This is a genomic window from Streptomyces hygroscopicus subsp. hygroscopicus, from assembly GCF_030269125.1.
GTDB lineage: Bacteria > Actinomycetota > Actinomycetes > Streptomycetales > Streptomycetaceae > Streptomyces > Streptomyces hygroscopicus_C.
Map to the genome: position 1 here is coordinate 814,768 of NZ_BSSM01000001.1, position 18,780 is coordinate 833,547.

Below are 18,780 nucleotides of genomic sequence, written 5' to 3' on the forward strand. Positions count from 1 at the left end.
TACAGGGTTCGCGGCGCGTCTTTTCCGAGTTGAGACCTCGCGGACACAGGACCGGCCCGTGCGAAGCCTCCGGGAAATCGGCGCGACATCAGTCCCGGAATGACACGCCCAACACCCTTGACATCACCCATCACTTGACCACCTACTTGGTTCCTGTGTCCCGCTTCTGACAACGTTGTCCGCATCGGCGCAGGGAGGTAATTCCGTATATGCAGCGGAGAACTCGGCACAGATGGAGTCCGGCGGCCGTCCTCACGGCCGCCTTCGTCATGGCCGTGGGCGGGCAGGGCGCCGCGGTCGCCCTGCCCGCCGGGGCCCCGGCGGCCGGCCAGGAGTTCGCCTCCTCGTTCGAAGCGGGGGACCCCGCGCCGGACTGGCTCAACACGGTCGACACGGGCCCTGACGGCACCCCGCGCGCCTCGGGCGTGGACGGCGGCTACAGCACCGGCATACCGGGCAATGTGAACGACCACGTCACCGAGGTCCGCGCCAGCGGCGAGAACACCGGGGCGGGCGAGGTCAAGGAGAACCTGACCGACGGCGAGCCCGGCACCAAGTGGCTGACCTTCCAGCCCACCGGCTGGGCGGAGTTCGACCTGGACAAGCCGGTCACGGTGCGCACGTACGCGCTGACCTCGGCCAACGACTACGCCGAACGCGACCCGCGGGACTGGACGCTGCTCGGCTCCACCGACGGCAAGGACTGGAAGAGCCTCGACTCCCGCTCGGGGGAGACGTTCTCCGAGCGGTTCCAGACGAAGTCGTACGATCTTCAGCAGCCGGCCGAGTACCAGCACTTCCGGCTGGAAGTGACGAGGAACAACGGCGCGTCGGGCATCCTCCAGCTCGCCGACGTGCAGTTCGCCACGGGCGGCAGCGGCGGGCCGGTGCCGCAGGACATGCTGACGCTGGTCGACAAGGGCCCGACCGCCTCGCCGACGGCCAAGGCGCGGGTCGGGTTCACCGGCACGAGGGCGCTGCGCTACGCCGGCCGGCACACGGCGAGCGGCCGCGCGTACTCGTACGACAAGGTGTTCGACGTGAACGTCAGGGTCGGCGGCGACACGCGGTTGTCGTACCGGATCTTCCCCTCGATGGCCGACGGCGACCGGGACTACGACGCGACGAACGTCTCCCTCGACCTGGCCTTCACCGACGGCACCTACCTCAGCGACCTGGGCGCCCTGGACCAGCACGGGTTCCCGCTGTCGCCGCGCGGGCAGGGCGACTCGAAGTCGCTGTACGTCAACCAGTGGAACAACGTCGTCTCGCGGATCGGTTCCGTCGCGGCCGGGAAGACGGTCGACCGGATACTCGTCGGGTACGACTCCCCCGGCGGGCCGGCGAAGTTCCGCGGCTGGATCGACGACGTGTCGCTGAAGCAGGCCGCGCCGGAGAAGCCGAAGGCGCACCTGTCCGACTACGCGCTGACCACGCGCGGCACCAACTCCAGCGGCAGTTTCTCGCGCGGCAACGACTTCCCGGCGACCGCGCTGCCGCACGGCTTCAACTTCTGGACGCCGGTGACCAACGCGTCTTCGCTGAGCTGGCTCTACGAGTACGCACGTGCGAACAACGACGCCAATCTGCCGACGATCCAGGCGTTCAGCGCGAGCCATGAGCCGAGCCCGTGGATGGGCGACCGGCAGACCTTCCAGGTGATGCCGTCGGCCGCGGCAGGCACCCCGGCCACCGGACGGGAGGCGCGTGCGCTGGCGTTCCGGCACGAGAACGAGACGGCGCGGCCGTACTACTACGGCGTACGGTTCGAGAACGGACTCAGGGCGGAGATGGCGCCGACCGACCACGCGGCGGCGCTGCGCTTCACCTACCCCGGCGACGACGCGAGCGTGCTCTTCGACAACGTCACCGAGCAGGCGGGTCTGACCCTGGACGAGGAACACGGGGTCGTCACCGGCTACTCGGACGTCAAGTCGGGCCTGTCGACCGGCGCGACGCGGCTGTTCGTGTACGGGGTGTTCGACAAGCCGGTGACGGGCGGGTCGTCCAGCGGGGTCAAGGGCTATCTGCGCTTCGCGGCGGGCGCCGACCGCACCGTCACGCTGCGCCTGGCGACCTCGCTGATCAGCGTCGACCAGGCGAAGGACAACCTGCGCCAGGAGATCCCGGACGGCACCTCCTTCGGCACGGTGAAGGCGCGGGCGCAGCGCACCTGGGACAGGCTGCTGGGCAAGGTCGAGGTGGAGGGCGCGACGCCGGACCAGCTGACCACGCTGTACTCCAGCATGTACCGGCTGTACCTGTACCCGAACTCGGGCTTCGAGAAGGTGGGCGGCAGGGACGCGTACGCGTCGCCGTTCTCGCCGATGCCGGGCCAGGACACCCCGACGCACACCGGCGCGAAGATCGTGGACGGCAAGGTGTACGTCAACAACGGCTTCTGGGACACGTACCGGACGACGTGGCCGGCGTACTCCTTCCTGACGCCCTCCCAGGCGGGCGAGATGATCGACGGTTTCGTGCAGCAGTACAAGGACGGCGGGTGGACCTCGCGCTGGTCCTCGCCGGGGTACGCGGACCTGATGACCGGCACGTCCTCGGACGTGGCGTTCGCGGACGCCTACGTCAAGGGCGTGAAGTTCGACGCGAAGGCGGCGTACGAGGCGGCGCTGAAGAACGCGACCGTCGTGCCGCCGTCGTCCGGTGTCGGCCGCAAGGGCATGAGCACCTCGCCGTTCCTCGGCTACACCAGCACGGACACCGCCGAGGGCCTGTCCTGGGCGATGGAGGGGTACGTCAACGACTACGGCATCGCGGAGATGGGCGCGGCCCTCTACGAGAAGACGGGCGAGAAGCACTACAAGGAGGAGTCGGACTACTTCCTCAACCGGGCCCGCGACTACGTGAACCTCTTCGACCCGGGGGCCGGCTTCTTCCAGGGCAAGGACGCCAAGGGTGACTGGCGGGTGGACGCGGCGAGTTACGACCCGAGGGTGTGGGGTCACGACTACACGGAGACCAACGGCTGGGGGTACGCCTTCACCGCCCCGCAGGACACCCGCGGCCTGGCCAACCTGTACGGCGGCCGCGGCGGACTCGCCGACAAGCTGGACGAGTTCTTCTCCACGCCGGAGACGGCGTCCCCCGAGTTCGTCGGCTCCTACGGCGGCGTCATCCACGAGATGACCGAGGCGCGGGACGTGCGCATGGGCATGCTCGGGCAGTCGAACCAGGTCGCGCACCACGTCTCGTACATGTACGACGCGGCGGGCCGGCCGTGGAAGACGCAGGCCGCGGTGCGGCAGATCCTGTCCCGGCTGTACCTCGGCAGCGAGATCGGGCAGGGATACCACGGTGACGAGGACAACGGCGAGCAGTCGGGCTGGTTCCTGTTCTCCGCGCTCGGCTTCTACCCCCTGGTCATGGGCAGCGGCGACTACTCCATCGGGTCCCCGCTGTTCAGGAAGGTCACCGTGCACCTGGAGAACGGCCACGACCTGGTGGTGAACGCGCCGAAGAACAGCGCGAAGAACGTCTACGTCCAGGGGGTGACGTTCGACGGGCGTCCATGGACGTCGACCTCGCTGCCCCAGTCGCTGCTCGCCAAGGGCGGGGAGCTGACGTTCGCCATGGGGCCCCGGCCGTCCGCCTGGGGCAGCGGCAAGGACGCGGGGCCGGTCTCCATCACCCAGGACGACAAGGTGCCCGCGCCGCGGGCCGACGTCCTTCGCGGTGCGGGCGCCCTGTTCGACGACACCTCGGCGACGGAGGCGACGGTCGGCTCCGTGGAACTGCCGGTGAGCCGGACGGTGAAGCCGGTGCAGTACACGCTGACGTCCCCGGCGGACCGCACCGAGGCCCCGACGGGCTGGACCCTCCAGGGCTCCGACGACGGCACGACGTGGCGGACGCTGGACCACCGTTCCGGGGAGGCGTTCCCGTGGAACCGGCAGACCAGGGCGTTCACGATCGCCTCGCCGGGCGCGTACGCCAAGTACCGGCTGGTGCTGGACGGTTCGGCGACGCTGGCGGAGGTGGAGTTGCTGGCCTGACGGCAGCTCGGGGGCGGGCCCGTGACGGTCCGCCCCCGTGGCCCGACCGGTGACCGGGGACTCGGGTCCTCTCAGTCCGGCAGATCGGGCGCGTAACCGACGTACAGCGGTGTGGCGACGACTGTCCGAGGCCCGGTCGCTCCCTCCCGGTCGCCCCATGTCTCCATGATCGTGGAGACCCGTGCGTAGCCCCGCATCCAGGCCGCGCCGGCGGGGTTGTCGTTGCTCACCTGCAGGAAGCGGCCGAGTCGGATGATCCCGGGGGAACGGGGCAGCGATCCGGACGAGTCGATCCGGTCCGCGGCGGGGGGCGGATCGAGCGCCAGGTCCCAGAGGACGCCGTGCAAGGCGCTTCCCACCAGACCGTACGCCTCCGCGTGCACGCGGGGAAACGGCGCCAGCAGGTGCTGCGGGCTGCCGTGCAGGAGCAAGCGGGTGACACCGCCCTGGTGCCCCGGATCGTCCGCGCCCCGTGCCGCGGGGGCGTCCACGAACAGAACGGTCTCAAGACCGGCTCGGCCGATGACGAACACGTTGAGCGGCGCTTCGAAGTACACCCATCGTCCCGCCCTGACGCTCGGGTCCTGGTACCAGAGTGCGTGTTGTTCGACATGTCCGACCACGGTGGTGAGCCGTTGGGCGTTGCCCGGCTCGGCACCGGACTGCGCCAGATCGGCCTCCACGCTCACCTCGCCCACCGGCGTCGGCGTCTTCAGCCTCAGAGCGGTGAGCCGCTGACCGATCCGCGTCCACCGGCGTCCTTCGGGGACGAACTGGCGCAGCTTGGCGTCGGACAAGTACACGAGTTCCTGCATCGGCACACCCCCACGACGAATGGGACGATCGTACGGGGCCGGCCGAGGACCGCCCCTACGGCAGTGCGGACTCGCACCACACGACCTTGCCAGGGGTCCGTTCCCCGGCGCCCCACTTGTCGGCCGACGCCGACACCGGCGGCAACCCGCGCCCGCCCTCGTCCGCGGCGGCGTCCACGACCCGCGGTACCCCGGCTCCGCTGTCGTGGACCTCGCTCAGCCCCAGTGCGCCGGCGACCACGCCGTGAACCGTCTGGCCGCGGGGACGGAGCGGCGGGCCCGCGCGTAGAACCGGTCACGCGGCTCCCCGACGAGGTGTCCATCGCGGCGCGCGAATATGCGATGCTGCGGACACAGGCCCTCACCAAGCTTGACCCGCCGGGTCTGCTCGGCCACCTGCCAGGAGAGCGATGAGCGCGCACGCACTTCAGTTCAAGCCAGCGTACAGCAGTGGCGAAGGCGGCGCCTGCCTCGAAGTGGCCGTCGCCCGGCGCAAGTCGCGCCACAGCGGCAGAGAAGGCGGCGTGTGCGTGGAAGTCGCTCCCTGTGCCCGCTCCATCCGCGTCCGTGACTCCACGCAGCACCCCGCCGAAGCCCCCGCCCTCCGCGTCGGCCCCCTCGCCTGGGCCGCCTTCACCTCCTCGGTCAAATGAACAGCAGACGCGCCGTCCTCGCCTCCGTCGCCGCGCTCGCGGCCGGGCTGCCCACGGTCAACGCCGTCGTCAGCGGTGCCGGTGCCACCCCCGCCGCCGCCGCGGACCAGTACGGGTCCAACACCGAGCTGTACACCCGTACCGCCGACAAGGAGGGCACCGACTGGGTGCGCCGGTTCCGGATCGGCGCGCCGGCGCCGGTCACGGACAACGCCCGCGCCACCAGCAGCCCGCTCGGCAGCACCGCGGTGATCGCGCCGCACGGGGGCGGGATCGAGGCCGGTACGAGTGAGCTGTGCATGGCGATCGCCGGGTACACGCCCTTCGAGGCGGAGACCGACCCGGCGAGCGCGGCCGTGGCGGGCGGGCCGCAGCGGGACTACTGGATGTTCGAGGCGCTGGCCAACTCCGCGGCGCAGCACGTCACTTCCACCCATTGCGACGATCCCGCGGCGCTCGCCGTCTGCACCGGGAACCTCTACGCCGTCTCGCTGCACGGGTTCGACGAGACAACCGAGAAGAAGGTGATCATCGGCGGCCGGGACGCGCGGCTGGGGCGCAACCTGCTCGCGGCGTTCACGAAGTACGGCCTGACCTCGCCCGCCGCCGACCCCGCCTGGGACGTCACCGTGGTCTTCGCGGACGCCTCGACCTCGATCGACGGCGACGACCCGGCCAACATCGTGAACCGCACCCGTACCGGCGCGGGCGCCCAGCTGGAGATCTCCACGGCGCTGCGCAAGGCGATGTTCGGCGACTTCTCGGGCGCGGCCAAGCGCAGGACGACCGCCGGTGTGCCGAGCACGGGCAGTCCCTACGCCGACCACTTCTGGAACGGCTTCGTGGGTGCCGTGCGCGAGGCGATCAAGCACCACGAGCTGGGCCTCGACTCGCTCTAGCTCCATTCGCGAAACGGTCGCGGCCTCTGCCATTATCTGACTCCGCCATTTGTGCCAAGGGCGGGTCAAGTGGCCCGCATGGCTGTTGAGTTGGGGAGGTCATATGGACGGGGGACTCGCCCAGGCCGTTGCCGCGGCCGTCGGTCAGGGTGCGCTGGACGCTGTCGGAGCCAGGGCTCTGGAGGCCCTGCTGGGCATGATCCGGCAGCGGTTCCGCCGCGACCAGGGCGCACTGTCCGCGCTCGACGGCGCGGCGTCGGATCCGGCACCGCTCATCGCCTCGCTGGAGCGGTACATCCAGATGGACCCCGACTTCGCCGCCGATCTGCGCGACTGGCTCAAGGAGGCCGAGCGGAACCCGAGTGGCGCCTCCTCGGTCCGGATCGGGCACACCAACCAGATCTCCGGCACCGTCCACGGATCGGTCATCCAGGGACAGAACATCAAGGGCCGCTTCTCCTTCCGCGGCCTGCTGGGCAGGGGCGAGTGACCCGTGGCAGCTCCGCCCTCGTCCGACCACACCAACAATGAGATCTCCGACGGCGCCAAGGTCGGCGGCAACGCCTACCAGGCCAGGCACATGCACTTCGGCGGCCGCTCGGTCGGGCTGACCGTCGTGGGGCTGGCCGCCATCGGAGCGCTCACGTACCTCGTCGTGGACGCCCACGCGAACCGCGGCACCGGAAAGGAGCGGCTGAGCGCGGCGGCGTCGCGTGGTCCGGCGACAGCGAGCGCGACGGCCACGCCGTCGCCGAGCCGTTCCAAGCCCGAGGCGAGCCCGTCCGGCCCAGCCGACTCGGGTGCCGCGGCCGACTCGGAGGCCGAGAAGGCGCCCCCCTCTCCGGCGGCGACCAAGGCCGCGCCCAAGGCGGCGACTCCCAGTACCGCGTACACCGGGGTCCACCTGTACTGCTCGGGATGGCGGGGCTCCGGTGCGAACCTCATGGCCAGAGCCTGCGTCCAGGTCACCGGCTCCGACGCGCAGTTCGGGACGGTGGTGAAGAACGTCGGGCGGAGTCAGGCCGTCGTCGGCGTCTCCCTCAAGTACCTCTACCAGGGCACGGCGCACGAGTGCCCGCAAGGCGTCTATCGGATGCCGAAGATCAGGATCGATCCGGGTACGTCCTGGTACAGCTCCTTGGGGCTGTGCTCCGCCAATGATCTGACGCACGGCAATTTCCAGGCGCTCGCCCAAGCCGTGGAGAACCCGGACGGAGACGCCGGCCTGGAGAGCAGTGCCCCCAAGTACTCCCCCACCGCCGCCTTCGGCACCGACGGCACGCCGCAGTGCAAGAGCGGCAGCTCCTCCTGGGGCTCCTGCGACGCGCTGTGGCCGTACTCGCCGTAGCAGGGTGCCCGGAAGCGTTCTTGCCCCATCCGTGATGTCATCGAACAGGAGAGCGACAAGCGCTCCGAAACGAAAGGCTGCGAATCGCGGGAGGAAAACATGGCAGGCAACCTCCGAGCCCGGGACATCATGACCGGCGGCGTGCAATGCGTCGGCGAGCACCAGTCGTTGCAGGACGCGGCGCGGATGATGCGTGACCTGAAGGTCGGCGCGCTGCCCATATGCGGCGACAACAACAAGCTGGCGGGCATGGTCACCGATCGGGACATCGTCATCAAGTGCTGCGCCGAGGGCATCGACCCGGCGACGGTGCAGGCCGGGTCGATGCGGAGCGAGATCTTCTGGATCGACGCCGACGCGGCCGCCACCGACGCCCTGCGCGCCATGGAGCAGCACAAGGTCAAGCGCATCCCGGTGATCGACGTCAAGGGCGGTCACCAGCTGGTGGGCATGATCACCGAGGCCAACCTGGCCAAGAGCCTCAGTGACACCCAGGTCGCCGAGTTCGCCCACCGCGTCTACGCGACCGCCTGACGCACCCCGCCCCCTGCCTACGCCCCGGCCCGCGGCCGGCCGGCCGGCGTAGGCACACGACTGCTCGCGCGCCGCCGCGGCGGCGCCGACGGCCGCCATCCGGGCGGTACGGTCCGCGGCCCGGAGGGGATGCCGCCCTCCGTGCGGTCCGCACTCCCGGCGAGACACCGCGAGTGCGACGGAGCCCACGGACGACGCCCCCGCACCGGCCACCACCGGCCACCGCCGATCCGCCGCGGTCCGCTCCCCAGAACGTCCGTCCAGCTCGTGGACGACCCGTGGCCACACCGCGGACCCCGGTGCTACAAATACCGCATGTCGGACACCGTTGCTCGATTCAGACGCCTACTGTGGCGTTCTGTGGTCGGCAGGAGACGGCGGACCGTGGCCGGGCAGGTCTTCCTGCTCCAGGTGGCCCTGGTGGTGCTGCTGGTGCTCAGCGGTGTCGTCGCCCTCTACCTCCAGTCCGAACGGGACGCCCAGGCCGAGGCCCGGCGCCGTTCCGTGGCGGTGGCGCAGACCTTCGCCCACTCCCCCGGCGTCCTCCAGGCACTGGCCGCCCCGCAGCCCTCCAAGATCCTCCAGCCGCTCACCGAGGCGGGCCGCAAGGCGGCGGGCGTCGACTTCATCGTCGTCATGGACACCCATGGCATCCGGTACACGCACCCGATGCCGAGCAAGATCGGCCACCGGTTCGTCGGCGACATCGCGCCCTCGCTCGCCGGACGGACCTACACGGAGAGCGTGCACGGACCGCTGGGCCACGAGATGCAGGCCACCGTGCCCATCGAGGACGACCACGGCAAGGTCACCGCCCTCGTCTCCGCCGGGCTCAAGGTCAAGAACGTCACCAGCGAGGTGAACCGGCAGGTCCCGATCATCCTGGCCACCGGGGCCGGCGCCCTCGCGGTGTCGACCGGCGGCACCGCGCTGGTCGGGCGGCGGCTGCGGCGGCAGACCCACAGCCTCGCCCCCGACGAGATGACCCGGATGTACGAGCACCACGACACGGTGCTGCACTCGGTGCGCGAGGGCGTCCTCATCGTCGGCGACGACGGCCGGCTGCTGCTCGCCAACGACGAGGCCCGCCGCCTGCTGCGGCTGCCGCCCGACGCCGAGGGCCGCCACCTGTGCGAGCTGCCCGGCCTCGACCCCGAGACCCTGGAGCTGCTGGCCTCCGGGCGCGAGGCCACCGACGAGGTGCTCTTCGCCGGGGAGCGGCTGCTCGCGGTCAACCAGCGGCCCACCGACCGCGGCGGCGCCCCCGGCGGCACGGTGGTCACCCTGCGCGACACCACCGAACTCCAGGCCATCTCCGGCCGCGCGGAGGTCGCCAGGGAGCGGCTGAAACTGCTCTACGACGCCGGCCTCGGCGTCGGCACCAGCCTGGACGTGCGGCGCACCGCGGAGGAGCTGGCGCGGACCGTCGTACCGCGCTTCGCCGACTACGTCAGCGTGGACCTGGACGACGGCGTGCTGCACGGCGAGGAGCCCGCACCCACCGCGGGCACCCTGCGGCGCATCGCCGTGCACGGCATCCGGAGCGACCACCCCCTCTACGAGCGGGACCGGCTGATCGACTTCAAACCGTTCACGCCCCAGGCCCGTGGCTACGGCACCGGCCGCCCCGAACTGGTGCCGGACCTGGCCGCCGCCACGGACTGGCGGGCCCAGGACCCGCAGCGCACCGACAGAATCCTCGAATACGGCATCCAGTCCCTCATCTCGGCCCCGATCCGGGCCCGCGGGGTCGTGCTGGGCATCGCCAACTTCTACCGGGCCAAGCGTGACCCCTTCGACGAGGAGGACCTGTCGCTGGCGGACGAGCTGGTCGCCCGCGCGGCCGTCAGTGTCGACAACGCCCGCCGCTACGCCCGTGAGCACGCCCTCGCGGTCACCCTCCAGCGAAGCCTGCTGCCGCGCGCCCTGCCCGAGCAGAGCGCCCTGGACGTCGCCTACCGGTATCTGCCGGCGCAGTCGGGCGTGAGCGGGGACTGGTTCGACGTGATCCCGCTGCCGGGCAGCCGGGTGGCGCTGGTCGTCGGCGACGTCGTCGGGCACGGTCTGCACGCCGCCGCCACGATGGGCCGGCTGCGGACCGCCGTACACAACTTCTCGACCCTCGACCTGCCGCCGGACGAGCTGCTCAGCCACCTGGACGACCTGGTCGGGCGCATCGACCAGGACGAGGGCCTCGCGGAGGACTCGGGCATCGTCGGCGCCACCTGTCTGTACGCGATCTACGACCCGGTGACGCGCCGGTGCGCGATGGCACGCGCCGGGCATCTCGCGCCCGCGCTGGTGCGTCCCGACGGCAGTGTCACCTTCCCCGAGCTGCCGGGCGGCCCCCCGCTCGGGCTCGGGGGCATGCCGTTCCAGACGGCGGAGCTGGAGCTGGCCGAGGGGACGCAGCTGGTGCTGTACACCGACGGGCTGATCGAGGACCGCACGCGCGATCTGGACGAGGGCATGGAGCTGCTGCGCCGGGCGCTGGCCGGGCATCCCGACCGCTCCCCGGACGCGAGCTGCGGTGCGGTGGTGGAGGAGCTGCTGCCCCACGGGCCCAAGGACGATGTCGCGCTGCTCGTCGCGCGCACGCGCGCGCTCACGTCCGCGCAGGTGGCCGACTGGGACGTGCCCAGCGATCCGTCCGCCGTCTCCGGGCTGCGGCGCGCCGTGACCGGGCGGCTGGAGGAGTGGGGCCTGGAGGAGCGTGCCTTCGGGATGGAGCTGGTGCTGAGTGAGCTGGTGACGAACGCGATCCGCTACGGCTCCCAGCCGATCCGCCTGCGGCTGATCCGGGACCGGGCGCTGATCTGCGAGGTGGCCGACGGGAGCAACACCTCGCCGCATCTGCGGTACGCGGCGACGACGGACGAGGGTGGCCGGGGGTTGTTCCTGGTGCAGCAGATGACGGAGCGGTGGGGGACGCGGTATTCGCCGCAGGGGAAGGTGATCTGGGCGGAGATGGCCCTGCGAGGGGAGCCGCCGGGTGTGCCGGGGTTCTCCCCGGAGGCGTTCGAAGCGCTGGAGCCGGACGGCTGGTGAGCGGGCACGGGGGTACGGCGAAGGGCCGCACCCCCGCACCGGGGATGCGGCCCTCGACCGCCGTTCCTGGCCGCTTACTTGCGGATCAGGCTGCGCAGCACGTACTGCATGATGCCGCCGTTGCGGTAGTAGTCGGCCTCACCGGGGGTGTCGATGCGGACGACCGCGTCGAACTCGACGCCCGTGTCGGTGGTGACCTTGACCGTGCGCGGCGTGGTGCCGTTGTTCAGCTCGGTGACGCCGGAGAAGGAGAAGGTCTCCTCGCCGGTCAGACCGAGGGACTCGGCCGAGGCGCCCTCCGGGAACTGGAGCGGCAGGACGCCCATGCCGATGAGGTTCGAGCGGTGGATGCGCTCGTACGACTCGGCGATGACGGCCTTGACGCCGAGGAGCGCGGTGCCCTTGGCCGCCCAGTCACGGGACGAACCGGAGCCGTACTCCTTGCCCGCCAGGACGACCAGCGGGATGCCGGCGGCCTGGTAGTTCTGCGAGGCGTCGTAGATGAAGGACACCGGGCCGTCGGCCTGGGTGAAGTCGCGGGTGTAGCCGCCCTCGGTGCCCGGCGCGATCTGGTTGCGCAGGCGGATGTTGGCGAACGTACCGCGGATCATGACCTCGTGGTTGCCGCGGCGCGAGCCGTAGCTGTTGAAGTCGCGGCGCTCCACACCGTGCTCGGTGAGGTACTGGCCGGCCGGGGTGTCGGCCTTGATCGCACCGGCGGGGGAGATGTGGTCGGTGGTGACCGAGTCGCCCAGCTTGGCCAGGACGCGGGCGCCGGTGATGTCCTCGACCGGGGCCGGCTCCATGCCCATGCCCTCGAAGTACGGGGGCTTGCGCACGTAGGTGGACTCGGTGTCCCACTCGAAGGTGTTGCCGGTCGGGACCGGGAGCGACTGCCACTGGGCGTCGCCCGCGAACACGTCCTGGTAGGACTTGTTGAACATGTCCTCGCCGATGGCGGCGGCGACGACCTCGTTCACCTCGGCCTCGGAGGGCCAGATGTCCTTCAGGTAGACCGGGTTGCCGTCCTGGTCGGTGCCCAGGGCGTCACGGGTGATGTCCACCTTCATGGAGCCCGCGATGGAGTACGCGACGACCAGCGGCGGGGACGCCAGGTAGTTCATCTTGACGTCGGGGTTGATACGGCCCTCGAAGTTCCGGTTGCCGGAGAGGACCGAGACGACGGCGAGGTCGTGGTCGTTGACCGCCTTGGAGACCTCCTCCGGCAGCGGGCCGGAGTTGCCGATGCAGGTGGTGCAGCCGTAGCCGACGAGGTTGAAGCCCAGCTTGTCCAGGTACGGCGTGAGGCCGGCCTTGTCGAAGTAGTCGGTGACGACCTTCGAACCCGGGGCGAGGGTGGACTTGACCCACGGCTTGCGGGTCAGGCCCTTCTCGACCGCCTTCTTGGCGACCAGGGCGGCGCCGATCATGACGTACGGGTTGGACGTGTTGGTGCAGGAGGTGATGGCCGCGACGGTGACCGCGCCGTGGTCGATCGTGTAGGTCGTGCCGTCGGCGGCGGTGACCTGGACCGGGTTGGACGGCCCGCCGTTCGGGTGGACGGCCGGGGCGTCGGAGGCCGGGAAGGACTCCTGGCCCGCCTCGTCCACGTCGTCCACGTAGTTGCGGACGTCCTGCTTGAACTGCTCGGCGGCGTTGGCGAGGACGATGCGGTCCTGCGGGCGCTTCGGGCCGGCGATGGAAGGCACGACCGTGGAGAGGTCGAGCTCCAGCTTCTCGGAGAAGTCCGGCTCGGCCTTCGGGTCCAGCCAGAGGCCCTGCTCCTTGGCGTATGCCTCGACCAGGGCGACCTGCTGGTCGCTGCGGCCGGTCAGGCGCAGGTAGTTCAGGGTCTCGTCGTCGATCGGGAAGATCGCGGCGGTGGAGCCGAACTCCGGCGACATGTTGCCGATGGTGGCGCGGTTGGCCAGGGAGGTGGCGGCCACGCCCTCGCCGTAGAACTCCACGAACTTGCCGACGACGCCGTGCTTGCGCAGCATCTCGGTGATCGTGAGCACGAGGTCGGTGGCGGTGGTGCCGGGCTGGAGCTCACCGGTGAGCTTGAAGCCGACGACGCGCGGGATCAGCATGGAGACCGGCTGGCCGAGCATGGCGGCCTCGGCCTCGATGCCGCCGACGCCCCAGCCGAGGACGCCGAGGCCGTTGACCATCGTGGTGTGCGAGTCGGTGCCGACCAGGGTGTCCGGGTAGGCCTTGCCGTCGCGGACCATGACCACGCGGGCCAGGTGCTCGATGTTCACCTGGTGGACGATGCCGGTGCCCGGCGGGACGACCTTGAACTCGTCGAAGGCGGTCTGGCCCCAGCGCAGGAACTGGTAGCGCTCCTTGTTGCGGCCGTACTCCAGCTCCACGTTCTGCTTGAACGCGTCGTTGGTGCCGAACTTGTCGGCGATGACGGAGTGGTCGATGACCAGTTCGGCCGGCGCCAGCGGGTTGATCTTCGCCGGGTCGCCGCCCAGCTCCTTCACGGCCTCACGCATGGTGGCGAGGTCCACGACGCAGGGCACGCCGGTGAAGTCCTGCATGATCACGCGGGCCGGCGTGAACTGGATCTCCTGGCTGGGCTGGGCCTGCGAGTCCCAGCCGCCGAGGGCACGGATGTGGTCGGCGGTGATGTTCGCGCCGTCCTCCGTGCGGAGCAGGTTCTCCAGCAGGACCTTGAGGCTGTACGGCAGCCGGGCCGAGCCCTCCACCTTGTCCAGCCGGAAGATCTCGTACGACTCGTCGCCCACCTGCAGCGTGCTGCGGGCGTCGAAGCTGTTCGCCGACACGACAGTCTCCTTCATTGATGTGCGCGTACCACCGCAATCCTGCCGCCACCCCGGCTCGGCCGGTCCAGTGAGGTCAGGCTAAGTTAGCCTCGCCTTACCGGAGTGGCGACCACGATGCGCCTCGGCAGATATCTCGATGTCGAGATAACTCTAGTACATGGGTGCCGGATGGTCATGCCGGGCCGCTCTGTCCGCTGTCATCCAATCGAGGCGTTTACTCAGCGAACCCAGTCGTTCGGCCTTCCGTCTCAGTGAACCTAGCCGTTCGGGCTAATCGCGCTGGGGGTGCTGGTGGCCGTACCGGCTGGGATGGATCTCGCAGGGCCTTATGTCGAGCTGTCGTACGTGGACGCCCTACGTCAGCGGCAGCGTCGTCCCCTGCTGGACTGTGTGACGGCCCGGTTCGAGGACGCGGCACCAGTACGGCCGTTCCAGTGGTCCCGTGGGGAACGTCACTTCGCCGGCTGGTACTGGGCGGCGACGACCGGGCAGCACGTGGGCTTCGAGTCCTGGCTGGAGCGCGACCGGCTTGTGCTCATGGACTTCGATCCGCAGGTGGCGGGGATCGCCTCGCAGCCGTTCTGGCTGCACTGGCACGACGGGGCACGGGAGCGTCGGCACGCTCCGGACTACTTCGCACGCCGGGTGGATGGCTCGGCGGTAGTCGTCGATGTCCGCGCGGACGAGCGGATGGAGCCGAAGGACGTGGAGGCGTTCGAGGTGACGCGGATCGCCTGCGCTCAGGCGGGTTGGCACTTCGAGCGGGTCGGGGTGCCGGAGCCGGTGTTGCTGGCGAATGTCCGGTGGCTGTCCCGCTACCGGCACCCGCGATGCCTGCATCCCCCGGCTGCGGACCGCCTGCGGGAGGTCTTCGCGGCGCCGGGACCGCTGCTGCCCGGGGCTGATACGGCGGGTGACCGGCTCGCGACGCTGCCCGCGCTTTTCCATCTGCTCTGGCGTCAGGAACTGGTTGCCGAGGACCTGCCGGTCCAGTTGCTGGGTCCGCGCACGGTCGTGGGCCGGGTCGAAAGGGGTGGCCATTGAACAGGCAGGGGCGGAAGGTCCCGCCCACAGCCCGGCTCGCGGAGTTTCCCGAGACAGCGGCTGAACAGGCACTTTGGTGGGAGAATCACATCCTGGAGGTGCTGCACGGGCTGCCGCCGGGGGCGTCCGATAAGGCAGTGGCGCGGTCGGAGTTCGACCCGAGACAGCACTCGTTGGCTGAGCGCGAGCGGGCCAAGGCGGCAGAGTTGACGGCGGCCGGGCACAAGGTGACGGCCAGCGGGATCAAGCAGCGGCGCCAGCGCTACCAGCGTGACGGGCTGGTCGGACTGGCCGACGGCCGGTCGGCCAAGCAGATGCCGGCCTTCGGCAAGGTCGATGCGGCAGTGGTGGAGGCGATGCGGCAGGCGATCGACGAGACGACCGAGGACTCGTCGAAAACCATCGGATTCATCGTCTGGCGGACCAAGCAGATCCTGGCAGGCCGTGACGAGGTTCCTTCCCGGGCCACTCTCTACCGGCTCTACAGCAAGTTAGCAACGGGCACGCATGCGACGGGTTCGGCCCGCACACGCCGGTCGATCAAGGCACGGCCGTGTGGTCCGTTCGGGGAGGTTCCGGCCAGTGCCCCGGGCGAGCTGATGCAGATCGACTCGACCCCGCTGGATGTGCTGGTGCGCTTGGACGACGGGATCGCTGAGAAGGTCGAGCTGACGGCGATGGTCGACATCGCAACGAGGTCGATCACGGCGGCGGTGCTGCGGCCGACCACGAAGGCTGCGGACGCGTCCGCGCTGCTGGCTCGCAGCGTCACCCCGGAGGCGATGCGGCCCGGCTGGTCAGAGGCCCTGCGGATGTCCCGTTCGGTGCTGCCGCACCGGCGGTTGCTGACGTTGGACGAGCGCCTGGAGCACGCGGCGGCCCGGCCGGTGATCGTGCCGGAGACGATCGTCTGCGACCACGGCAAGGTGTTCGTCTCGCGGAACTTCCGGGCCTCCTGCCGGTATCTGGGCATCAACCTGCAACCAGCCCACAAGGCAACGCCGACCGACAAGGGCACGATCGAGAAGACTCTGGGCTCGGTGGCCACGCTGTTCGCCCAGTTCGTCGCGGGCTACACCGGCTCGACCACGGACCGCCGTGGCCGGAAGCTGGAGGACGGGCCGCTGTGGTCTCTGCCTGAACTCCAGAACCTGCTCGACGAGTGGGTCATCGCCGTCTGGCAGACCAGGCCGCATGACGGGCTGCGTGATCCGCAGGCGCCGAGGCGGGCGTTCTCGCCGAACGAGAAGTACGCAACACTGCTTCAGTCCTGCGGCTACGTTCCGGTTCCGTTGAATGGTGAGGACTACGTCGAACTGTTACCCGAGCGGTGGCAGGCGATCAACAACTACGGCATCCGGATCAAGCACCGCACCTACGACAACGGCGAACTAGGCCCGCTGCGCCGCCAGCACTCCGGGGTAATGGAGAAGAAGGGCTTGTGGGAAATTCACCACGACCCCTACGACATCTCCCGCATCTGGGTACGCGACCGCCGACGCAATCGGTGGATCACCGTTTTCTGGAAGCATCTCCACCGCGTCGGTGTCCCGTTCGGGGAACTGGCCTGGGATCACGCCTGCGAGCAGGTGCCCGGCGGCACCGAGGAGCAGATCGCGGACGCTGCCGCCGCGCTGCTGCGGCGGGCCCACGACGGCCCCGCCCCGAAGAAGGGGCCCGCTGCCAAACGGTCCCGCCGCGTCGCCGCACGGACCCGGGCCACCGCCCCTGAACGGCCGGCCCCCGATCCATCCGCCGACGAGACCGTTCAGGAAGACCAGGCGGACACCGAGCTGGCCGAAGTCATCCCGCTAGGTCTGTTCGACCCGCTCGCGAATCCCTGGAGGCGTCCGTGACCATCTCCGAACCGGCAACCCGGCACACCACGCTTCAGAAAGCAGATGCCGAGGCCAACCGGCAGTTGACCACCCTGGATGGATGGCGGAAGTTCGCAGCCGGCCCACCCAGCCCTCCGGTCCTGCTCACTCCCGCCGAACTGGCCAGGCTCACTCCGACCGAGCGGGCGCTCTATGACGACGATCGACTCGACCACCACGCACGGATGCTGGTGGTCGCCACCTCGTTCGTCGAGAAGACCGTGGTCTGCGGCCGACGGCTGGTCCTGCTCAACCGGCACGCGATCAGCGCCCGCCGCGGCCTGATGGTCTCCGGGCTCCCCGGAACGGGCAAGACCAGCGCGATCATCCAGCTCGGGCTCGCCCACGAACTCCTCGACCGGGCCCGCCACCCGAACCTCACCGACCGCATCCCAGTGCTCTATATCACCGTCCCGCCCGCGGCGTCCGCCCGCATGGTCGCGGCCGAGTTCGCGCGCTTCCTGGGGCTACCGGTCCGGGCCAGATCAAACATGACCGACATCATCGAAGCGGTGGTCGGCGTCTGCACGGACACCCGCACCGGTCTGGTTCTAGTTGACGAAATCCACAACGTATCGCAGGTCACACGGGCCGGGGCCGAGGTCTCCGACACCCTGAAGTACTTCTCGGAGCGCATCCCCGCGACGTTTGTCTACGCAGGCATCAACCTCGACACCAGCGAGCTCTTGGCTGGCACCCGGGGCGCTCAGATCGCAGGCCGCTTCACCCTCGTCCCGACCCGCCCATTTCCCTACGGCGCCGAGTGGAAGGGGCTGGTCGCAACCATGGAGAAGACCCTGCTGCTCCATGATCACCCGCCAGGCAGTCTGGTCAAGCTGGACCGCTACCTCCACAAGCGGGCCGACGGCATGATCGGCGCGCTCTCCCACGCGATCCGGGGCGCCGCGATCGACGCAATCCTCAGCGGAACAGAACGCGTGACCAAGGCAGGGCTCGACGCAATCCCCCTGGACCATGCCGCAGAAGCGGCGAAGAAGGGCCGCTGAAGTGTCCCGCCCGCTGCCAGAGCTGCCTCGCCCGCTGGCTCCGCTGCCCGTCCGGCTGCGCCCCTGCGTCGGCGAGATCACCGACTCCTACGTCCGCCGTCTGGCGCGCGAACCATCTCAAGCCGAGCTACCTCCACTGCTTCCTCAGCGGACCGCCCTTCTGGTTCGGCAAGCCCCAGCTGGATCGCCTGGCTGCGGTTTCCGGCCGCTCCGAGCAGCATTTGGACCGGGCGCTCGCTGACGCCAGCTCCCCGCGCGGCCGCATGAAGCCCAATCCGCGCACTGCTAAAACCGAGCTATTCCCCGGCCAGCCCCATCTCGCCTTGCTCATCTACATCGACGCCCGCAGAGGCCACACCATTCAGGACCTGGCCCTGCGGCACGGTCTCCCTCGCCGTCTCATCCGCCTCGCCCTAGACACGATGCAGCCGCCTCCCCGAGGAGTCGAACGGGACCATTCGCATCTGGATGCCGACCTCATGGAGCCCATCCAGGCCATGCTAGATCAGGGCCTTGGACCGAAACAGATCTGGCTGAACCTCATGGACGACCACGACGTCTCCATGTCCTACTCACTCCTCCGCCACTACGTCCGCTTGCGCTGCCCTCAGCGCTACGCTCCGACATGGCAGTCCTGACCCCGCCTGGCACACCGCCGCAGAGGCCGATCAACTCCCTTACTCATTAAGGAATTAAGGCCCTTTGCGTCGGTGTTCACTGATAGCGTGGTTCCTGGCGATGGTTCGCCGG

13 protein-coding genes are annotated in these 18,780 nt (G+C 69.9%); 10 read left to right on the top strand and 3 right to left on the bottom strand.

Annotated elements, in window-relative coordinates; translation table 11 throughout:
* Positions 1 to 209 precede the first annotated feature (209 nt).
* Positions 210 to 4,013 (top strand): GH92 family glycosyl hydrolase, encoded by a 3,804-nt coding sequence (locus tag QSK45_RS03430; RefSeq protein WP_285553032.1) that lies wholly within the window; start codon positions 210 to 212, stop codon positions 4,011 to 4,013.
* 71 nt (positions 4,014 to 4,084) lie between these two features.
* Here QSK45_RS03430 and QSK45_RS03435 read toward each other — a convergent pair whose 3' ends face one another.
* On the bottom strand, positions 4,085 to 4,828 hold the full coding sequence (locus QSK45_RS03435; RefSeq protein WP_285553034.1) for an SAVMC3_10250 family protein: 744 nt from the start codon (positions 4,826 to 4,828) through the stop codon (positions 4,085 to 4,087).
* Positions 4,829 to 4,883: 55 nt separating this feature from the next.
* The gene (locus QSK45_RS03440) at positions 4,884 to 5,069 is read right to left on the bottom strand and encodes an ATP-binding protein (protein ID WP_490993499.1); all 186 of its coding nucleotides are present in this window, start codon (positions 5,067 to 5,069) and stop codon (positions 4,884 to 4,886) included.
* Between the two features lie 169 nt (positions 5,070 to 5,238).
* Here QSK45_RS03440 and QSK45_RS03445 point away from each other — a divergent pair, with 169 nt between their 5' ends.
* The 6 genes from QSK45_RS03445 (at position 5,239) to QSK45_RS03470 (ending at position 11,310) form a co-directional block, all read left to right on the top strand.
* A complete protein-coding gene (locus tag QSK45_RS03445) occupies positions 5,239 to 5,481 on the top strand; it encodes a DUF397 domain-containing protein (RefSeq protein WP_285553037.1) in 243 nt (80 codons plus the stop codon).
* The gene (locus QSK45_RS03450) at positions 5,478 to 6,380 is read left to right on the top strand and encodes a poly-gamma-glutamate hydrolase family protein (RefSeq protein ID WP_285553039.1); all 903 of its coding nucleotides are present in this window, start codon (positions 5,478 to 5,480) and stop codon (positions 6,378 to 6,380) included. The genes QSK45_RS03445 and QSK45_RS03450 overlap by 4 nt, the downstream gene beginning before the upstream one ends.
* A gap of 103 nt (positions 6,381 to 6,483) precedes the next feature.
* Complete coding sequence (locus QSK45_RS03455) at positions 6,484 to 6,870, top strand: hypothetical protein (RefSeq protein WP_285553041.1); 387 nt, start codon at positions 6,484 to 6,486, stop codon at positions 6,868 to 6,870.
* 3 nt (positions 6,871 to 6,873) lie between these two features.
* On the top strand, positions 6,874 to 7,728 hold the full coding sequence (locus QSK45_RS03460) for a hypothetical protein (RefSeq protein WP_285553043.1): 855 nt from the start codon (positions 6,874 to 6,876) through the stop codon (positions 7,726 to 7,728).
* 99 nt (positions 7,729 to 7,827) lie between these two features.
* Entirely contained in the window at positions 7,828 to 8,262 is a 435-nt protein-coding gene (locus tag QSK45_RS03465; protein ID WP_285553045.1) for a CBS domain-containing protein, read from the top strand.
* A gap of 315 nt (positions 8,263 to 8,577) precedes the next feature.
* A complete protein-coding gene (locus tag QSK45_RS03470) occupies positions 8,578 to 11,310 on the top strand; it encodes a SpoIIE family protein phosphatase/ATP-binding protein (RefSeq protein WP_285553046.1) in 2,733 nt (910 codons plus the stop codon).
* A 74-nt stretch (positions 11,311 to 11,384) separates the two neighbouring features.
* Here QSK45_RS03470 and acnA read toward each other — a convergent pair whose 3' ends face one another.
* Positions 11,385 to 14,102, bottom strand: coding sequence for an aconitate hydratase AcnA (gene acnA, locus QSK45_RS03475; protein WP_285553047.1), 2,718 nt, complete (start codon positions 14,100 to 14,102; stop codon positions 11,385 to 11,387).
* A 309-nt stretch (positions 14,103 to 14,411) separates the two neighbouring features.
* Here acnA and QSK45_RS03480 point away from each other — a divergent pair, with 309 nt between their 5' ends.
* The 3 genes from QSK45_RS03480 to QSK45_RS03490 are packed head-to-tail and all read left to right on the top strand — an operon-like array spanning position 14,412 to position 18,030.
* Positions 14,412 to 15,146, top strand: coding sequence for a TnsA-like heteromeric transposase endonuclease subunit (locus QSK45_RS03480; protein ID WP_285553048.1), 735 nt, complete (start codon positions 14,412 to 14,414; stop codon positions 15,144 to 15,146).
* Positions 15,143 to 17,002: a TnsB C-terminal domain-containing protein gene (locus tag QSK45_RS03485; protein WP_285553049.1), complete on the top strand. Its 1,860-nt coding sequence runs from the start codon at positions 15,143 to 15,145 to the stop codon at positions 17,000 to 17,002. The genes QSK45_RS03480 and QSK45_RS03485 overlap by 4 nt, the downstream gene beginning before the upstream one ends.
* Complete coding sequence (locus QSK45_RS03490; RefSeq protein ID WP_285553051.1) at positions 16,999 to 18,030, top strand: ATP-binding protein; 1,032 nt, start codon at positions 16,999 to 17,001, stop codon at positions 18,028 to 18,030. Before QSK45_RS03485 ends, QSK45_RS03490 begins: the two co-directional genes overlap by 4 nt.
* Positions 18,031 to 18,780: the final 750 nt, after the last annotated feature.